The organism is Micromonospora sp. NPDC048909 (assembly GCF_040649635.1).
GTDB lineage: Bacteria > Actinomycetota > Actinomycetes > Mycobacteriales > Micromonosporaceae > Micromonospora.
In genome coordinates, this window is the sequence record NZ_JBEZFU010000005.1 from 128,499 (window position 1) to 147,325 (window position 18,827).

14 protein-coding genes are annotated in these 18,827 nt (G+C 72.3%); 5 read left to right on the top strand and 9 right to left on the bottom strand.

Annotated features, from left to right (window positions below; all coding sequences use genetic code 11):
• Positions 1 to 28: 28 nt before the first annotated feature.
• Both AB0C04_RS15665 and AB0C04_RS15670 read right to left on the bottom strand, forming a co-directional pair.
• Positions 29 to 1,870 carry a 1-deoxy-D-xylulose-5-phosphate synthase gene (locus AB0C04_RS15665; protein ID WP_357054142.1) on the bottom strand — a complete coding sequence of 614 codons (1,842 nt, stop codon included), beginning with the start codon at positions 1,868 to 1,870 and terminating at the stop codon, positions 29 to 31.
• A 305-nt stretch (positions 1,871 to 2,175) separates the two neighbouring features.
• Positions 2,176 to 3,045, bottom strand: coding sequence for an NAD(P)-dependent oxidoreductase (locus tag AB0C04_RS15670; protein ID WP_357054145.1), 870 nt, complete (start codon positions 3,043 to 3,045; stop codon positions 2,176 to 2,178).
• A gap of 486 nt (positions 3,046 to 3,531) precedes the next feature.
• On the opposite strand from AB0C04_RS15670, the gene AB0C04_RS15675 reads away from it, so the two are divergent.
• From AB0C04_RS15675 to AB0C04_RS15685, 3 genes are all read left to right on the top strand, one after another.
• Positions 3,532 to 4,395 (top strand): hypothetical protein, encoded by an 864-nt coding sequence (locus AB0C04_RS15675; protein ID WP_357054148.1) that lies wholly within the window; start codon positions 3,532 to 3,534, stop codon positions 4,393 to 4,395.
• A gap of 78 nt (positions 4,396 to 4,473) precedes the next feature.
• A complete protein-coding gene (locus AB0C04_RS15680) occupies positions 4,474 to 5,403 on the top strand; it encodes a diacylglycerol kinase family protein (protein ID WP_357054151.1) in 930 nt (309 codons plus the stop codon).
• Between the two features lie 150 nt (positions 5,404 to 5,553).
• Positions 5,554 to 6,651, top strand: coding sequence for an aldo/keto reductase (locus AB0C04_RS15685; protein ID WP_357054154.1), 1,098 nt, complete (start codon positions 5,554 to 5,556; stop codon positions 6,649 to 6,651).
• Positions 6,652 to 6,962: 311 nt separating this feature from the next.
• Here the strand turns inward: AB0C04_RS15685 and AB0C04_RS15690 are convergent, their stop codons facing one another.
• The 6 genes from AB0C04_RS15690 to AB0C04_RS15715 form a co-directional block, all read right to left on the bottom strand.
• A complete protein-coding gene (locus AB0C04_RS15690; RefSeq protein ID WP_357054157.1) occupies positions 6,963 to 7,868 on the bottom strand; it encodes a siderophore-interacting protein in 906 nt (301 codons plus the stop codon).
• A complete protein-coding gene (locus AB0C04_RS15695; protein ID WP_357054160.1) occupies positions 7,865 to 8,557 on the bottom strand; it encodes an iron chelate uptake ABC transporter family permease subunit in 693 nt (230 codons plus the stop codon). The genes AB0C04_RS15690 and AB0C04_RS15695 overlap by 4 nt, the downstream gene beginning before the upstream one ends.
• Complete coding sequence (locus tag AB0C04_RS15700; RefSeq protein WP_357054163.1) at positions 8,455 to 10,002, bottom strand: iron ABC transporter permease; 1,548 nt, start codon at positions 10,000 to 10,002, stop codon at positions 8,455 to 8,457. The genes AB0C04_RS15695 and AB0C04_RS15700 overlap by 103 nt, the downstream gene beginning before the upstream one ends.
• Entirely contained in the window at positions 9,999 to 10,979 is a 981-nt protein-coding gene (locus AB0C04_RS15705) for an iron-siderophore ABC transporter substrate-binding protein (protein ID WP_357054166.1), read from the bottom strand. Before AB0C04_RS15705 ends, AB0C04_RS15700 begins: the two co-directional genes overlap by 4 nt.
• Before the next feature lie 34 nt (positions 10,980 to 11,013).
• Positions 11,014 to 11,847, bottom strand: a complete 834-nt coding sequence (locus AB0C04_RS15710; RefSeq protein WP_357054169.1) for an ABC transporter ATP-binding protein — start codon at positions 11,845 to 11,847, stop codon at positions 11,014 to 11,016.
• Positions 11,848 to 11,933: 86 nt separating this feature from the next.
• The gene (locus tag AB0C04_RS15715) at positions 11,934 to 12,548 is read right to left on the bottom strand and encodes a dihydrofolate reductase family protein (protein ID WP_357054172.1); all 615 of its coding nucleotides are present in this window, start codon (positions 12,546 to 12,548) and stop codon (positions 11,934 to 11,936) included.
• Positions 12,549 to 12,903: 355 nt separating this feature from the next.
• On the opposite strand from AB0C04_RS15715, the gene AB0C04_RS15720 reads away from it, so the two are divergent.
• Complete coding sequence (locus tag AB0C04_RS15720; RefSeq protein ID WP_357054175.1) at positions 12,904 to 13,419, top strand: winged helix-turn-helix domain-containing protein; 516 nt, start codon at positions 12,904 to 12,906, stop codon at positions 13,417 to 13,419.
• Between the two features lie 148 nt (positions 13,420 to 13,567).
• Here AB0C04_RS15720 and AB0C04_RS15725 read toward each other — a convergent pair whose 3' ends face one another.
• Positions 13,568 to 17,938: a S8 family serine peptidase gene (locus AB0C04_RS15725; RefSeq protein WP_357054178.1), complete on the bottom strand. Its 4,371-nt coding sequence runs from the start codon at positions 17,936 to 17,938 to the stop codon at positions 13,568 to 13,570.
• A gap of 334 nt (positions 17,939 to 18,272) precedes the next feature.
• Here AB0C04_RS15725 and AB0C04_RS15730 point away from each other — a divergent pair, with 334 nt between their 5' ends.
• Positions 18,273 to 18,824, top strand: coding sequence for a winged helix-turn-helix domain-containing protein (locus AB0C04_RS15730; RefSeq protein ID WP_357054181.1), 552 nt, complete (start codon positions 18,273 to 18,275; stop codon positions 18,822 to 18,824).
• Positions 18,825 to 18,827: the final 3 nt, after the last annotated feature.

An 18,827-nucleotide genomic window follows, 5' to 3' on the forward strand; every position in this document is an offset into this window, starting at 1 on the left:
TCTCGGGCGCGGGGTCGACGGTCGTGGTTCATCCGGGCAGCGGACTCAACGGCTTCTGCGCCCGGTTCCGGTTCCGCACCCGCGCGTCCAGGTCGGCGGGGAGGGTGGACACCTGGTGCAGGACCGCGGCGCAGATGCCGGGCGGGTCCAGCCCGTGCTCGGCGAGCAGACCGGCCCGCTCGCCGTGGGTGATGAACGACGTCGGCAGGCCCAGCACCCGCACCGGGGTGCCGACGCTCTCGTCGGCGAGCGCCTGGGCGAGGGCGGAGCCGATCCCCCCGTCGCGGATGCCGTCCTCGACGGTGACCACCAGGGCGTGCTCGGCGGCCAGACCGGCCAGCGCCGGGTTGATCGGCCGGACCCAGCGGGGGTCCACGACGGTGCACTCCACACCGGCCTCGGCCAGCAGGTCGGCCGCGCGCAGCGCGGGTGCCGCCATCGCGCCCACGGCGACCAGCAGCACCGGCGCGGCCGTCGCGGTACGCAGCACGTCCACCCCGCCGGTCCGGTAGAGCGCCGGGATCTCCTCGCCCACCCGGGCCTTCGGGAACCGCAGCGCGGTGGGGCCGCCCTGCTCGGCGACCGCCTCGCGCAGCTCCTCGCGCAGCGTCGCCTCGTCGCGTGGCGCGGCCACCCGCAGGCCCGGCACCGCACCGAGCAGCGACAGGTCCCACATGCCGTGGTGGCTGGGCCCGTCGGGGCCGGTGATGCCCGCGCGGTCGAGCACCAGGGTGACCGGGAGCCGGTGCAGGGCCACGTCGAGCAGCACCTGGTCCACCGCCCGGTTGAGGAAGGTGGCGTAGACCGCGACCACCGGGTGCTTCCCGCCGAAGGCGAGCCCCGCCGCCGAGGTGACGGCGTGCTGCTCGGCGATGCCCACGTCGACGGTCCGGTGGGGGTAACGCGCGCCGAAGCCGGTGAGACCGGTCGGGCCGAGCATCGCCGCGGAGACCGCGACCAGGTCGGGCCGGTCCTCCCCGATGGCGACCAGTTCGTCGGAGAAGGCGTCGGTCCAGGTCCGCCCCGGCGCGGTGGCCGGCAGCCCGGTGCCCGGGTCGACCACGCCGACGGCGTGCAGCCGATCGGCCTCGTCGGCCTCGCTGGGCGCGTGCCCGTACCCCTTGCGGGTGACGCAGTGCACCACGACCGACCGGTCGGCGGCGTGGGCGGTGCGCAGCGCCGCCTCGACCTGGTCGACGTCGTGGCCGTCGACCGGGCCCAGGTAGGTGAGGCCCAGCGCCTCGAAGATGCTCGTCCGGCAGGCCGGCTCCGCCGCTGTTCCGGCTCCGGCCCGCAGGCCGGTGAGGTGCGTGGCCAGGCCACCGACGGTCGGGGCGTACGAGCGCCCGTTGTCGTTGAGCACGATCACCACCCGCCCCGGTGAGGTCGCCAGGTTGTTCAGCGCCTCCCAGGCGAGCCCGCCGGTGAGCGCGCCGTCGCCGATGACCGCCACCACCGCCCGGCGCACCCCGTCGAGCGCGTACGCCCGGGACAGCCCGTCGGCGTAGGAGAGCGCGGTCGAGGCGTGCGAGTTCTCCACCAGGTCGTGTGCCGACTCGGCCCGCCGCGGGTATCCGGAGAGGCCGCTGCGCCCGCGCAGCGCGGCGAAGCCCTGCTGACGGCCGGTGAGCAGCTTGTGCACGTACGCCTGGTGGCCGGTGTCGAAGATGATCCGGTCGTCCGGAGAGCGGAACACCCGGTGCAGCGCCAGGGTCAGTTCGACCACGCCGAGGTTGGGCCCGAGGTGTCCGCCCCGCCGGCAGACCGTCTCCACCAGGAACGCCCGGATCTCGTTCGCGAGCAGCCGGAGCTGGTCGCCGGTGAGCCGGTTGAGGTCTGCGGGCTGGTTGACATCGTCAAGCAGGGACATCATCTCTCCGTCCGGGCACACGCAACTCCACGGCGACAACCGGGTGGATCGCCGACCGGCGGGGCGGCCGCCGGCGTGGGTCGTGCTGCGACGCTCGTCCACCGCACGCTGCGGGTGCGGTGGCCCGCGCCGCGAGTGCTACGGGTAGGGCCGGGGACAACGGGCCGCTTGGAACCTGCGCAAAATCACCTTAACCCTACTGATCACTCCTACCGCCTGAAATCGGTTCGAATACCTCGACCAGGACCGCGGCGAGAGCAGACCGAACAGGGGCGGAGCGAAGGGCCGGCGGGGGCTCGGCCCGGTCAGTGTTCGAGGGCTCGGGTGACCACGGTGACGTCCTCGCCGCCGAGGCCGCGCTCCATCGCCCGCTGCCACTGCGCGGCCAGGCTGTGGGCCACGGCGAACCGGTCGGCTTCGACCTCGCGCAAGGCGAGGTTCACGTCCTTGAGGGCAAGGCTGAGCGGGTACTGCGCCGAGTAGTCGTCCCGGCCGATGCGCTCCAGCTTCTCCGCCGCCCACGCGCCGACCAGGGGGCTGCCCTGGAAGGCGCCGAGTACCGCCGCGTGGTCCAGCCCGAGCGCCTGACCGAGCGCGATCGATTCGGCGAGCCCCTCGGCGAGGAACGCGAGCAGCAGGTTGTTGGCCAGTTTGACCCGGGAGCCGGCGCCGGTCGGCCCGACCCACACGGTGCGCTGGCCGACCGCGTCGAAGACCGGCGCGACGCGCTCCCGGACCTCCGCCGGGCCGGACGCGAGGACGACCAGTTTCCCCTGCTCCGCCGGGCCCCGGCTGCCCGCCACCGGGGCGTCCACCAGGACGACGCCGGGTCGCTGCTCGGCGACGAGCCGGGCGAGGTGTTCGGTGCCGGTGACCCCGATGGTGCTCATCTGGGCCCAGATCGCGCCGTCCGGCAACGCGGACAGCATGCCCTGCCCGTCGGCGATCGCCAGCACGGCGTCCGCGTCGGTCACCATCGTGATCACCACGTCCGCGCGGCGGACCGCATCGGCCGGGCTGTCGGCCACCTCCGCGCCCTGCTCGCCAAGGCGACGGGCCGGCTCCGGTCGGCGGTTCCAGACGGTCGTGGGCAGACCGGCCCGCAGGATGTTTGCCGCCATCGGCTGCCCCATCCCGCCGAGCCCGAGCACCGCCACCCGCTGCGTTCCCGCCATCCGTACCACCCCTCGTCTCCGGCAGCGTAAGGTGCGCACCGGCCGCCGGTGGCGGGAACGACCAGGTGGTACGCCTTCGTACCCGCGCTCATGCGCCGAATGGTCGTCCCGTCCCAGCCTCCGCGGCATGGCCGCCACCCCCGCTCGCCGCCGTCGCTCATTCCGGCTGTTCCAGGTCGCGGGGACGCTGCCGGTCGCGGTGCTGTCGGCGAGCCCCACGGCGGGGCGCGCCCGCCGGTAGGGGTCGGGCACCCGGCGGCGGACCACAGGGAAGCCCAGTGACGCGTCCTCCCCACCGGCGACGCTCTGGCCCGGCTCAGGCAGTCGTGACCGCCGACCGACCGGTCGGGGAGTTGCGCCCATCCCGGACCCCGGCTGGAGAACGCCGCCGCGCCGCCCTCGGACAGTTGCCGGGCCCCCCTAGAATCGACGCGGATCGCTCGCGGCTGCGGGGCCCGGGTGGCTACCGCGAAGGGCGGTGCGGACATGAGGCCGGAGCAGCGGGAGGCGTTGTTCGAGCAGGCACGCGAGCGATCGATGCGGCAGCAGTCCTGGGCGGAGGCCGACCGGCTGTGGGCCGAGGTGATCGACGCCTATCGGCGGGCCGTGCACGCCTCCGGGCCGGTCGACCGCCGCGACCAGCAGCAGTTGGCCCGGGCGCTGTGGCGCCGCGGGATGCTGTCGTCGGCGCGGGGCCGTCCCGCCGAGGGTGTGGCGCTCGGTCGCGAAGCGGTTGGCATCTTCGAGCAGGTCAACGACACGGCGGTGGCGGAGGACCGGAACGCGACCGGTCCGCGCCGGGACGGCGCCCTGGCCGAGCTGATCACGGCCATGGTGGACCTGGCGGAGGCCGCCTTCGCTGCCGGCGAGCCGGCCACCCGCGTCGAGTTGTTGGAGCAGGCGCTCGCGACCGGGCTGCGGACGGCCGGGCCACCGCCGGGTGCCGGACCGAAGACCCGGGAGGCCATGGGCACGGCCTACCACAACCAGGCGACCGCGCTGCTGCACCGCGCGCTCACCGCCCCCTCACCGGCCGCCGACGCACGGGAGGCGGCCATGGCGGCCTCCCGGGCGAGCGAGCTGCGCCAGAACCTCGCCGATCCCGGCCGGCCGCTCAGCCTCTGGGAGCTGGCGAACACCTACGCGGTCTACGCGCAGTGCCTCGCGCTGATCCACGATTTCGACCGGGCCCGGATGGTGCTGCAGCTGGGCAACGGGCTGGCCGGCTTCCTGGGGCCGGCCGGCGCGGAGATCGTGGCCAAGCTGCGGGCGGCGGCCGGGATGCTGGAGCGGGAACAGGCCTCGACCGCCGGCGCCGGTGAACGGCGTCGCTGGGGATGGCGGCGCTGAGCCGGTCGGCCGGGCCGCGCTGACCGGCATGCACAGATCGCGTGGATGAGCCCTCCACTGAGGATAAAGTCGGGGCTCATGCGGACGAAGCAGGAGCTGAGCGCGGCCATCCGCCAGGACCGTCGTGCGGTCCTGGTCGTCAATGCCCACTCCCGCTGGGGACGCCACCTCTACGAGCGGGCCTGTGAGCTGCTGGCGGCGGCGGGCTTCGACCTGCTCGCCCGGTATCCGGTCGAGCAGCCCGGTCAGCTCGAGCGCACCCTCGATGCGGCGGCCGACCTCGCACCGGACCTGCTGATCGCCGGCGGCGGCGACGGCACGCTCAGCGCGGCGGCGCGCCTGCTCGCCCACCGCGACATCGCGCTGGGCCTGCTGCCGTTGGGCACCACCAACAACTTCGCCCGCACGGTCGGCATCCCGCTGCATCTCGACCAGGCCGTCGAGGTCCTCACCGACGGCAAGGTGGTCGACGTCGATCTCGGCCTCGCCGGCGACATCCCGTTCACCAACCACGTCGGCGTCGGCCTCTCCGCCACCATCATGCTCCGGACTCCGCCGCGGCTGAAGCGCCTCACCGGGCGGGTGGCGTATCCGCTCACCGCGCTGGCCCTGCTGGCCCGGCAACGCCCGCTGCGCGTCACGATCCGCGCCGCCGGGTCGGAGCACGCCTTCGTCACCCACCAGCTCTACGTTGCCAACGGCGGGTTCCACGCCGGGCGGCCGATCACCGCCGACGCCGACGCGGACGACCGGCTGCTGGTCGCGTACGCCGTCGGCGGTCCGACCCGCGGCGGCCTGCTCCGCGACACCCTCCGCAACGCCACCACCGGGCACCGCCGCACGTTGCACGAGGAGCCGTTCCTGGCCGTGGACGAGTTGTGGCTGGAGACCGACCAACCCGCTCGCGTCGAGGTCGACGGCGAGCTGCGCGGCCGGACGCCGATCCGGGTCGGCCTGGCCGCGAACGCGCTGCGCGTGATGGCTCCCTCCGACACTCGGGACCGCTGACCCGGCTCCTTCGTCAGCGCGGCGCGGCTCGCGACGACCGGCCGCGGCTTTGGACTTGCCGGTCCAATTTTGTCGCGTCAGGGTGGTGGACCAGGCGGTCCGGTCCCGGGCCGCAGGAACCGTCTGACGAGCATGCGGAGTTGTCTGGTCATGAACGACTACTACCTGCTGGGCCGGTCCGGGCTGCGGGTCAGCCGACTGGCCCTGGGCACCATGAACTTCGGCACCGGTGGTTTCCACGCCGCGTACGGCAAGACGGAGGCCGCCGCGGAGCCGATCTTCCGCCGCTACGTGGAGGCCGGGGGGAACTTCATCGACACCGCGGATTTCTACACCGCCGGGGAGAGCGAGCAGATCCTCGGTCGGTTGATCGCTTCGGCGGGGCTGCGGGACCGGCTGGTGTTGACGAGCAAGTTCACCAACACCGTGGACCCGACGGATCCGAATGCCGGCGGCAACGGCCGTAAGCACATGATCCGGGCGGTGGAGGCGTCGCTGCGGCGGCTCGGCACCGACTATCTCGATCTGTACCTGCTGCACACGTGGGACCGGATCACGCCGGTGGAGGAGGTGGTGCGCACGTTCGACGATCTGGTGCGGGCGGGGAAGATCCGCTACGCCGGGTTGTCGGACGTGCCGGCCTGGTACGCGGCACGGGCGCAGAGCCTGGCCGAGGCGCACGCGATGGCACCCATGATCAGCCTGCAGTTGCCGTACTCGCTCATCAACCGCGCTATCGAGGCGGAGTACGCGCCGATGGCGCAGTCGTTGGGAATCGGACTGACCGCGTGGAGCCCGATCGGCGGTGGGCTGCTCAGCGGCAAGTACCGGCGGACCGGCGACGGTGTGGCCGGTGAGGGACGCCTCGGTTCCGGCGGCGGGCAGCCGGTCAGCGACCGCGACTGGCAGGTGATCGACGCGCTGCAGGGCGTGGCGGACGAGCTGGGCCGCAGCATGGCGCAGGTGGCGATCAACTGGGTGGCCAGCCAACCGGGCGTCGGCTCGGTGATCATCGGGGCGAGCAGCGCCGAGCAGGTCGACGGCAACATGGCCGCGCTCGACTTCGAGATCCCGGCGCAGGCGCGCCGGCGACTGGAGGAGGCGAGCGCGCCCGCGCTGAGCGCGCCGTACGTGATGTTCACCCCGGCCTACCAGTCCTGGATCGTCAGCCCGGGACTGGGCATCGGCGACAAGCCTGCCGGCTACGCGCCACCGGTGTTCAACGGCGCGGCCCAGCCGGTCGACTGAACCGATCGGGCCGGCGGTCGGCCGGGCGCCCCGACGATCGACGCGGGCCGGGCGGAGTCGGAGACTCCGCCCGGCAGGGTGACCGTGCCGGCGATGCGGATCCCGCCGCCGTCGTGGCTGAACCGTGCGCCGACCCCGTCGGCGCAGCTTCACGATGGAGGTGTCGCACGTGGACACCCCGACCGGCGAGTGCACACCGCTGCCCGCGTACTGACGGCAGCGCCCGCGGGTCGGTGACGGCCCACCGGCGCGGCACCGGCTGCGGCGGGCGGCCCGGGAACGGACCTGGTGCGACCGGCCCGGGGCCCGGGTCACGCGGGGTCGGCGCGGCCGATCCGCCAGTAGCCCATGAACGCCACCGCACGCCGGTCCAGCCCCCGCTCCCCCACCAGGTGGCGGCGCAGCGACCGGATCACCCCTGCCTCCCCGGCGAGCCACGCGTAGAGCGGCGCCGCGGGCGCCGGATCGGGCACCTCCCAGAGGATCTCGGTGTCCACGTCGATGTCGGCGACCGACGCGACGGCCAGCGGGTCCGGCGCGGCCAGCAGCTCCCCCGCCGCCGCGGCGACGGCCGGAACGAGCTCGCTGCCGTGCGCGCCGACGCCCCGGGACAGCCAGGTCACGGCGACGCCGGGCGGCGCCGTCAGCGGCAGCGCGTCCGCCGCGTCCGGCACCTCCAGCAGCACCCGGCCGCGCGCGTCGAGCGGCAGGCGTTCCAGGATGGCGGCGATCGCCGGTACCGCGGTCTCGTCCCCGGCCAGCAGCAGCTGCCCGGTCGAGGGCGGCCGGAACTCGACGCCGCCGTGGTCGCCGTCGTAGCCGGCGTCGGGGCCGAGGATAGCGATCTCGTCGCCGGGCCGGACCCGACGGGCCCAGCGGGTGGCCGGGCCGCTGTCGCCGTGCACGACCAGGTCGACGTCGACCTCGGCCGCGTGCGGTCGCACGGCGCGAACCGTGTAGGTACGGATCGGGTTGCGCTCCGGCTCCGGCAGGGCCCGCCACTGGGCGTACCAGTCGGGCCCGTCCGGCAGGCGCACCCCGTGCCGCCCGGGCAGCGGAAGCGCGAGTTTGATCCGCTGGTCGTAGCCGTTGTCGGCGAAGCGGTCCAGGTCCGGCCCGGTGAAGGTGACCCGGACGAAGGACGGGCTGAGCTGGCGTACCGCCCGGACCTCGACGGCGAACACGCGCCAGGGTGCGATGGGCAGGGTCTCGGTCATGGTGCCTCTCTTGGTCGACGCGGCGCTACCGAAGATGGGCTCGCCGCGGCGCGGGAGCGCCACAGCAGCCAGACGAAGTAGGGGGTGCCGATCAGTGCGGTGACCAGTCCGGCGGGGACCTGCGCGGGGGCGATCACGGTACGGCCGAGCGTGTCGGCGATGCTGACCAGCGCCGCGCCGAGCAGCGCGGCGACCGGCAGCACCCGGGTGTGCCGGCCGCCGACGAGCGCCCGGGCCATGTGCGGCGCGACCAGGCCGACGAAGCCGATCACGCCGACGGCGGAGACCGCGGTGGAGGTGAGCAGCGCCGCGGCCCCGAGGGCGACCAGCCGGGTGCGTTCCAGCCGGACGCCGAGCACCCGTGGAGTGTCGTCGTCGAGGGCGAGCAGGTCGAGCTCCCGCCGGGCCGCGACCACCGCGGGGGTGAGCACCAGCAGGGCGATCGCCACCGGCAGCACCTGGGTGGCGGTACGGCCGTAGGTGGAGCCGGAGAGCCAGGTGAGCGCCTTGCCGGTGTTCCACGGGTCGAAGGCGACGATCAGGAACGTGATGACGGCCATGCCGCCCTGCCAGGTGCCGAAGCCGATCAGGACCAGCCGGTCGGAGCTGAGCCCACCGCGCCAGGCAGCGCCGTAGACGAGCGCGAAGGCGAGGATCGCGCCGAGCCCGGCGACACCGGAGACGCCCACACGCCGGCCAGCGGGACGAAGGTGAGCAGGGAGACCGCGCCCAGGCCGGCGCCGGCGGTGATGCCCAGGATGCCCGGCTCGGCGAGCGGGTTGCGGCAGACCGCCTGCACGGTGGTGCCGGCGACCGCGAGCGCCGCGCCGGCCAGCACCGCCGCCGCGACCCGCGGCCACCGCTGGTCCAGCACGAAGGTGTACGCCGGCCCGGTACTTCCGCTCAGCCAGTTGACGATGTCGCCGAACAGCACCCAGGTGTCGCCGGCGAGCATGCCGACGAGCACCGCCGAGACGGTGAGCACGGCGGCCGCGGCCACCACGGTGCGGTGGAACGTCGAGGAGCGGACCGCCGCGTGTCCGCCCGGCGGGCGGCGGGTGGGGCCGGCGTCCCGGTGCCGCCGGGCGAGCCAGATCAGGACGGCCGCGCCGAGCAGGGTGGTGACCACGCCGGTGGGGATGTCGACACCGGCCTGCCCGCCCATGACCGCGCGCAGCAGCACATCGGAGCCGAGGACGACGAGCACCCCGGCGATACCGGAGAGCGGCAGCAGGATGCGGTGCCGGTGCACGCCGGGGACCACGGGGGCGAGCAGCCGTACGATCACCGGCGCGCAGAGTCCGACGAAGCCGACCGGGCCGGTGAGGGTGACCGCGGCGGCGGAGAGCAGCACGGCCAGCAGGGTCACGATCAGCCGGGTGCGCCGCACGTCGAGGCCGAGCACGGTCGCGGTGTCGTCGCCGAGGGCGAGGATGTCCAGCCGCTGCCCGAGCAGCAGCAACGCCACCACCGCGACGCCGATCACCGGGGCGAGCTGGGTGAGCGCGGTCAGGTCGCTCTGCACGAGCGAGCCGTTGCCCCAGGCGAAGAGGCCGATGGTGGCCTGCTCGAACAGCAGCAGGAGCAGGGTGGTGACCGAGCCGAGCGCCAGGGCGGTGGCCGAGCCGGCGAGGATGAGCCGGGTGGTGCTGGCCTGACCGCCACCGGACATGGCCAGCACCAGCGCCGCCGCCGCGAGGCCGCCGCCGAGGGCGAGGCCGCCGGCGGGAAGCACGGGCAGGGAGATGCCGAACGCGGCGACGGTGACGATTGCGAGGTGGGCGCCGGCGTTGACCGCGAGGGTGTCCGGGGAGGCGAGCGGGTTGCGGGCGATCGACTGGAGGGCGGCGCCGGCGAAGCCGAGCGCGACGCCGATGGTCAGCCCGGCGAGCAGGCGTGGCAGCCGGGCGGCGACCAGGACCCGGGCCGCCTCGTCGTCGGTGCCGGTGACGAGCCGCACCAGGTCGAGGGCGCCGACGGTGGAGGTGCCCTGGGTGAGGTGCACGGCCGCGACGACGAGCACGAGCAGGGTCGCGGCGACGAAGACCCCGAGGACGCGGCGGGTGACGAGGCGCCCGGCCGGGGCCGGCCCGACGGCCGACCCCGGGCGCGGGGGTGCGGTCAGCGTGGTCACACCGTGTAGGTCTTCACGAGCTGGTCGATGTACTGCTTGCCGGAGAGCGGTCCGCCGAAGGTCCAGATGCCGTTCGGCAGCCGGTGCAGGTTGCCCTGCTTGACGAAGGGCAGGGACGTCCAGATGGCGTTGCCGGCGAGGCCGTCGGCGAAGACGTCGATGCCGTCCGAGGCGTTGTAGAAGAAGTGCAGGTTCGGATCCTTGAGCCCGGTGAGGCCCTCGACGTCGGTCTGACCGAGACCCCACGCCGCGTCGGTCTTTCCGGTCCAGGCGTTGGTCAGGCCGAGCTGGATGCCGATCTGGGAGACGAGCGAGCCCTGCCCGAACATCCGGACGCTGACGGTGCTGCCCTCCTTCCAGCCGTCGGCGATGACGAACGGACGGCCGGCCGCACCCGCGTCGGCGATCTTCTTCCTGCCGTCGGCGAGCGCGGCGTCGAAGTCGGCGAGCAGCTTGTCGGCCTCGACGGTCTTGCCGACCGCCTTGGCGATCATGTTGAGGTCCGCGCGCATCCGGCCGAGGTTGTCCGCGGCGTCGCTGCCCTTGGCGACCAGCACGGGGACGTACTTCTCGAGTTGGGTGACCAGGTTGGCGCCCCGGTCGTCCTCCATCACCACGAGATCGGGTTGGAGGGCGACGATGGAGTCGACACTGGGCTCGCCGCGGGCGCCGACGTCCTTGACGCTCGGGTCGAGCTCGGCCGCACTGACCCAGGTGGCGTAGCCCTTGGGGTCGGCGACGCCGACGGGCATGACGCCGAGACCGACGAGCATCTCGACCTCGCCCCACTCCAGGCCGACCACCCTGGTCGCCGGGGCCTTTAGGGAGATCTCCTTGCCGCGGCTGTCGGTGACGGTGACCGGTCCGGCCGCCGCAGCGGAGGTCTCGGGAGCGGCGGTGTTCTCGGTGGTGCCGCAGGCGCTGAGCAACAGCGCGGCCGCCGCGGCGACGATGGCGGTGACACGGGTACGGGTCATGGCGGTCTTTCTGGTGAGATGTGCGAGCGGTCGTTCAGACCGGGATGCGGGTGGCGTGCCGGCCCATCGGACGGGTGTTCACCACTCCGCTGAGCGGATCGGTGCTCACGTCGATACGGATGCCGTACGTCTCGGTGAGGGCCTGCTCGGTGAAGACCTCGGCGGGGCTGCCGGCGGCGCGGACCCGGCCGCCGTGCAGCAGCACCACCTCGTCGGCGACCGCGGCGGCCTGATTGAGGTCGTGCAGCACCACGCCGACCGCGACGTCGTGGTCGTCGGCGAGGTCCCGGACGAGGTCGAGGATCTCCACCTGGTAGCGCAGGTCGAGGAAGGTGGTGGGCTCGTCGAGCAGCAGCACGGGGGTGTCCTGGGCCAGGCAGGTGGCCAGCCACACGCGCTGCAGCTCGCCGCCGGACAACTCGTCCACCGGGCGGTCGGCCATCGCGGCGACGCCGGTGACGTCCATCGCACGGGCGATGACGGCGGGGCCCTGCGGGTCGTCGGCCCGCCAGCGTCCCCGGTACGGGTGCCGGCCGTAGCCGACGACGTCCCGGACGGTGACGCCGTTGGGCACCGGCCGGCTCTGCGCGAGCAGGGTGACCCGGCGGGCGAACTCCCGGGCCGGCAGGCCGGCCGCGGCGGTGCCGCCGGCGAGGTGCACCGCGCCGGCGGTGATCGGGTGCAGCCGGGCCAGGGCCCGCAGCAGAGTGGACTTACCGCTGCCGTTGGGGCCCACCAGAGCCGTGACGGAACCAGCGCGCAGGGTGATGGCCGCTTCGTGCACCACGGGCACCCCGTGGTAGCCCAGGCGGAGGTTGCTTCCGCGCAGGCTCTGCTCACCGTCGGTCGACGGCGCTCCACTCGACATGAGGTTAGGCTAACCTAAGCTCATGATCGGTTGTCAAGGCGACCCAGCTTGGGCAGCTGCGCCCGCGATCGCGGGCCTGACCGGCGCTACCCCCGCTGCGGCAGGTGGACCTTGGCGTCCTCGTAGCCGGCGTCAGCGGGTGCCGGAGCCGGGGCGTAGACGAGGTTGAGCACACCCGTCTTGAAGGTCTGCGACGAGATGAGGCGCAACGGAATCGAGGGCTCGCCCTCCTCGAACAACCGCATCCCCTTACGCACGGCGATCGGATGCACCAGCAGATGCAACTCGTCGAGCAGCTTGGCGGCGAGCAACTGCCGGACCACGGAGACCGAACCGCTCATACCGATCAGACCTGAGCCCGACTCCCGCTTCAGCGCGGTGACCGCCTCCACCAGATCGCCCTGCAGTTGCTCGGAGTTGCGCCAGCTGAACCGGAGCTGCTGACTCGACACCACGATCTTGCGCGCGTCACCGAGCGCCTTGGCGAACGGTGCGTCCTCGCCACCCTCGGCTTCCCGCTCGGGCCAGGCGCCGGCGAAGCTGTCGTAGGTCCGGCGCCCGAACAGCATGGTGTCGGCGGCACCGAGGGTGGCGTCCACGGCGGCGCCCATTTCGTCGTTGTAGTACGGGAAGTGCCACTGGTCGGGAGCCTCGACGACGCCGTCGAGGGAGATGAACATGCCAGCCGCGATCTTCTTCATCGTGCCCCTCCCCCGGAACGTCGCGAAACCTGCCGCCCGCCGGGCGCGACCCGATTCCGATCGACGTGTCCACCTCATCCGGACTTGTCGCCGCCGAGCCTAGAGTAGGGACGGTCCGCCGGGGTGCAGCGACGCGTTGACCACCGCAAATTCCCAGCAACCCGGCCAAGCCACCGCGAATAGCTTATGTCACCATCGGCACTCAGCTTAACGGACATTCAAATGCTTAGATGCAACTATTTTTAACCCGTCCGAGACGAGCCGCCACTATGGTCAGAACAGATTGATAAGTTTCTTGGTCGGCAGCACGGAATAGCCGTCCGGAATGCGTGGGGGAACCGGAAGGGGTTGGGGAATGCGGGGTATCCCGGTCGCGTCCCTGGTCATCGGCATCGCGTCATCGCCGGCAGAACGCCGACAGTTGGCGCAACTACTCGGCGGTAGCAATGCGTTCCTGATCGTCTCCAGCGTCGACCAGGCGCGGGAGTTCCTCGGGGTGGTCGAGAGGCACCCCACGACGGCGGGCTCCGTCCCCGTCCAGACCGTGATCACCGAGGCCACGGCAATGGTGGAGACCTCGCCGCCGCCCGGCCTGACCGTCGACTCCGACCGGCGGGTGCTGCGCTGGCGGGACCAGGAGATCGAGCTAACCCGCCTGGAGCACGACTTCCTGCTCTGTCTGGTCGGCGCGCCCGGTCAGGTCTGGACCTACGAACGGCTGCACCTGAAGGTCTGGGGCAACAAGCACCTCGGCCGCGGCTCCGACATGCACTCGGTGGTACGACGGGTACGCAGCAAGCTGGCTCGGCTGGACGCCGCCGCGACGATCCACGCGGTCCGTGGGGTCGGCTTCCGCCTCGCGCCGGTCTGACCGCCCTCCCGAACCGTCCGAGGGGGACGTCGCCGCCGCGACGTCCCCCTCGCCGGTCGTGCCGCCTCTGCTCGCGCCGGCCGGCACGGTCCGGCCCGCCTGGTCACAGCGACCAGGCGGGCCGGATCTGTCAACTAGCGATCAATTGTCAACACCGGATGGGAGCCAGCGCGAAGTTCTCCACCGTGGGCGCGCTGGTGTCGATCCTCGCCTGACGGGTCTGTGGCTTCCAGCCGTCCTTGGCGACGATCATCGTGAGCGGGTTGTTCCGACGGTCCATCCAGTAGGCGTACTTACCTTCGGCATCGGTGGCGAAGGTGAACGACATCGCCCACGAGTCGACCTGGACCACCGCGCCAGGGAGCGGCGAACTCGCACCCTGGCAGCTGGTCCCGGTCACCGTGCCCATGAGCTTGCCCCAGGTCTTCGGAGGATTCGCGGTCATCGTCACCGCCACCGGCGGCACCGAGTACGGCGTGTTCTCCTTGATCGCGACCGAGCCGGAGTAGGTGCCCGGCTGGTCGACGTTCGCCGTCATGCCGACGGTGACCGTGACCTTCTCACCCGGGGCGAGCGTCGCCGCCGTCTTGTCGATCGTCATCCAGCTGACATCGGCAGCCGCCTCGGCGCAGCCCTCGAACCCGGGCAGCACCTCGCTGTCCGGCATCGCGCTGAAGCTACCGGACGAACCACCGACCTTGTAGAAGCCGCACGCCGCGCCACCGCGGTACCGCGGGGTGTTGGCGTTCGGCAGGTTGGACCACGCGTCGGTGGCCGGGTCGTAGGCGAAGCCGACGTTGGTGATGGCTCCACCCTGCGAACCGCCGACGACGAGGAGCTTGCCGCTCGCGACAGCGAACGAGCTCGCCCAGTTGTCGGCCGGCGCATCGGCGATGGCGGTCCAGGCGTTGGCACCCGGGTCGAAGGCGTAGCTGGCCTTCTGCGAGGCGGACCCGTCGTTGCCGCCGGTGCAGTAGACGATGCCGTCGATCCCGCCGCAGGAGGCGAAGGCCACCGACTTCGGGTACTCGGCCATCGTCTCCCAGGTGTCGCTGCCCGGGTCGTACCGGACGACGGTGCTGGACATCGGCGTACAGGCCGACGTGGTGCAGCCACCGATGGCGTACAGCTTGCCGTCGACGACCGCCTGTCCGGCCGCGGCGCGCGGCGCCGGGTTGTCGGCCTTCTCGGTCCAGGTGTTCGCGGCCGGGTCGTACGACCAGGTGGTGCCGTCGGGGCCGGCGGCCGCCCAGCCGCCGGTGGCGATGATCTTCCCGTCCAGGACGCCCACCGTCACGGCGTTGCGCGCGCCGGGAAGGTCGGCGATCGCCGTCCAGGTCTGCGCGGCCGGGTCGTAGACGTAGTTCTTCGTCGTGGACGCCGAACCGTCGCCGCCGGCGATCGAGTACACCTTGCCGTCCAGGCTGACCACCCGGTTGTCCATGATGTTCGACGGGTAGTCGGCGATGTCCGTCCACGGGTCGGCCTGCGGGGCTACCGTGGCGGGCGCCCCCGTCACCGCCCTGCCGGACGCCTTGGCGGCGACCGACGTCTCGACGGTGAGCCGCTGCACCGGTGCGCCGCTGGCCGCGAGCACCTCCTGCTTGTTGATCCGGGACCCGTCGGCCCGGAGAATCTCGAACCCGCCGTCGCGCTCACTGAACTCGACGTCGACCGGCGCCCCGCCGGTGTTGGTCACGGTGAACGTCTTGTTCACCTTGCCGGTGGGCATCTGGACCGTTCCGCTCACCGAGGTCGGCTGCACGGACAGCCGGCCGGCCGCGAGCTGGAAGTTCGCCGCGGTCGCCCAGTCGGCCTGGACGTCGACCTGCTTGCTCTGGCTGACGTAGTTGCCGGCCGCCGCGGTGAACTTGTGGGTGCCGGTCAGCGACGAGAAGAGCCAGTAGAAGCCGTCGGCCAGTCCCGGGTCGTCCGGGGTGGCCTTCGTGGTGGCCTTCTCCGCCGGCCGGTCGTTGCTGGTGACGGTGGCGCCGTTGACGTAGCCGTTGTCGTTCTTGTCGCGGACGTGCCCGAGCACCAGGCCGCCGTCGACCGGCACGCAGGTGACCTGGCTGCCGATCAGTACGTTGTCGACCTCCCACCACCACTCGTACGAGGCGTCGTAGTAGTGGAACCGGACCTGCACCTGGGCCTGGCCGGCGGCCTGCGGGATCGGGATCTCGGTCACCCGCGGTCCGCGGGCGTCGGCCGCCTGCCGGAGCACGTTCGTCCAGGTGGCACCGCCGTCGACGCTGAGGTCGACATCGGCGCGGTCGTCGCCCAGCCAGTTGAAGTCCTGGTTGAACCGCACGACCGGGGCCGTCACGTCGGTCAGGTTGACGACCGGGCTGACCAGCGAGGTGTCCTGATCCCCGCCGGGGCCGTAGTTGTCGCTGTCGATCATCGCGAAGTTGCCGGTGCCGCCGGTCAGGTTGCCCCGGTTGCCGTCGTCGGTGAACTTCCAGACCTGGCCGCTGTCGGCGTGGTCCACCACCGACCAGCCGGCCGGGGTGGTGGTGCCGTCGAAGGTCTCGTACTCCCCGTCGGAGCCGAAGGTGTAGCCGGGCGCCGTCGTGCAGGCGGTGGTCTCCACCGGTACGGCGACGTTCAGGGTCTTGTTGCCCGAGCCGACCACGACCTCCTTGGTCACGGTCTGGTAGCCCGGGTACTGCGACTCGACCTTGAGGCTGTAGGTCGCCCCGGCCGGCAGCTTGAGGCTGTAGCGACCGTTGACGGGCGTGGTGTAGTCGGAAACGCCCGACGGGCCCTCCACGGTCACCTTCGCGTACAGCGGCCAGCCGTGTCCGGAGCCGTCGGTCACCGATCCGCTGACGGTGACGCTCGGCACCGCGGTGAGCGCGACGTTGACCGTCGTGGTCGCGTCGGCGGTGATCGTCGCCGGCGTGGTCTTGCCGCCGTAGCCGAACGCCGCCACGGCGACCTGGTAGTCACCGGCCGGCAGGAGGGTGGAGAACTTGCCGTCGGCACCGGTGGTCAACTGGCGGTCGGCCGGGCCGGTGACGGTGACCGTGGCGCCGCCGATCGGCGAGCCGGTGGCCGCGTCGGTGACCGTGCCGGCCAGGGTGCCGGTGTCACCGATCGGGGCGGAGTTGAGCAGCGCGAGGGCGTCCAGCCGGCCCTCTCCGTAGACGTTGTTGTCGTCCGTGGTGCCGCCGCACTGGGCGTCGGCCTTGTCGACCGCGGCGCCGTCGAGCAGCGCACGGGTCGCGTCGACCTCACCGACCAGCGCCGGCGCCGCCGACCACAACAGCGCGATCGCGCCGGCCAGGTGCGGGGCCGCCATCGAGGTGCCGTTGAAGCTGGCGTACGCGCCGCCCGGAACGCTCGACCGCACGTTCACGCCGGGTGCGGAGATGTTCGGCTTGATCCCGCCGTTCTGCCCGGTGCCGCGGCCCGAGAAGCCGGCGACGTTGTTGTTGATGTCGTAGGCGCCGGCCGAGTAGTTGCTGACCAGGCTGCCCGGGGAGCCGCTGCTCTGGCACCCCGGCCCGCTGTTGCCGTTGGACCAGACCCCGAAGATGCCGGAGTCGGCCCAGGCCAGGGTCACGTCCTCCATGAACGGGTCGTTGGAGGGCAGCTGGCTGCCCCAGGAGTTGTTGATGATGTTCGGCCGCTTGCTGGCGTCCGGGTTCTGACCGTTGAGGTCGGTCGGCTCGAGCATCCACTGGCCCGAGGTGACCAGGGCGGCGTCGCTGGGGCAGCAGCCGTTCGCCGCGATCCACTTGACCTTCGGTGCGACACCGATCTGGTTCGCGCCGTCGGCGCCGGCCATCGTGCCCATCGTGTGCGTGCCGTGGCCGTTGCCGTCACAGGGGGTGGCGCAGGTCCCGGCGGCGTTGAACCAGTTGTAGTTGTGGTCGAACGTGCCGTCGCCGTTGTTGCCGCGGTAGGAGTTCACCAGCGCCGGGTGGTCGAACTGGACCCCGGTGTCGATGTTGGCGATGGTGATGCCCTCGCCCTCGACGCCGTACTGGGACCAGACGTCGTCGGCGTTGATGTTCGCGATGCCCCACTCCAGGGCGTTCACGGTCTTCTCGTCGGTGCCCTTGCTGACCTCGGGCACCTTGTAGGCGATCGGGGCGTAGAGGGCGTCGACCTCGGCGCGGGCGGCGAAGTTCTGTGCCATCGCCAGCGAGCCGCTGCTGACCTTGATGGCGTTGGTCGCCCAGAAGCTCTGGTACTTGGCGCCCGCGCGGTCGAGTTCGGCCCGGATGCCGGCCTGGCTGTCGTCAGCGGTCTTGCGCAGGGCCTGGGCGACGGCGGTGCCGCGCTCGGCCCAGTCCTTGATGGCACTGGCCTTGCCCAGGTCCGCCCGGGCCTTGAAGCGGATCCAGAAGTCCCCCTCGCTCTTGGCCTGGAACTGCTTCGCGAGCTCCGGTCGGATCTTGTCCGCCGGCGATGCCGCGCCCGCTCCCGTTCCGGTCGGCGCGGCCTGCGCGCCGGTTGCGGTGCTGGCCAGAGCCGTTGCGGCGAGGACCATCGCCGCGCCGGCGCTCACCAGTGATCTGGCTGTGCGCCTCCAGTGTGGACGTCTGAACATCGGTGCTGCCTCCTTCAGAACGACCCAGAGTGAAATGAGCCATGGTGAAGGTGCAGGAGGTTCGTCTCGACGGGGTAAGCCGAACGGACGAGCCCCCTTTGTGCCCCCCCATGCACCGCGCGGGTCACGCCGGTTGCCCGTCTGGACACTATGATCGAGAAGAAAGGACGATCAAGAACTTGCCGTAAGCAACTTGTCGCTAACGGTTGCCAGGCTGGCGGCACGCCTGCCAATCATTGTCACGACCATGACGAGAGCTGGGCAGTATGCCCGTCGATTCCGGGTGGGGGCTGTGGTCGACGACGACGAAATGACGCCGGACGGGCCCGATCCGGCCGACGAGCCGTTCCCCCTGCTGATCGCGGTGACGGCATCGCCGGCCGAGCGGATCCGGCTCGCGGAACGTCTCGACGGCATCGCGCCACTTCTGTTGGTGGCCGACCTCGACGAGCTACGTCGGCTGATCACGGCGCCGCAGCAGGTCCCCGGCGCGCCGGCCGGGCCGGCGACCGCTCTCCCGGCCTGGTCGCCGGACACCGCCCTGGTGATCGACTCGGCCCGGTCCACCGCCCGGTGCGGGGACCGCGAGATCGAACTGACCCGGCTCGAGCATGACCTGCTGACCTGCCTGACCACCGAGCCGGTCCGGGTCTGGAGCTACGCCGAGCTGCACCGGTCGGTCTGGCGGGACGAGGGACGCGAACGCAAGGCGGACGTGCAGTCCCTGGTGAAACGGCTGCGGCGCAAGCTGCACGAGCTCGGCACCGACGCCACCATCGACGCGGTGCGGGGTGTCGGCCTACGGCTGGCGGATCACCAGCAACCGCGACTCGGGCGGGCCTGACGC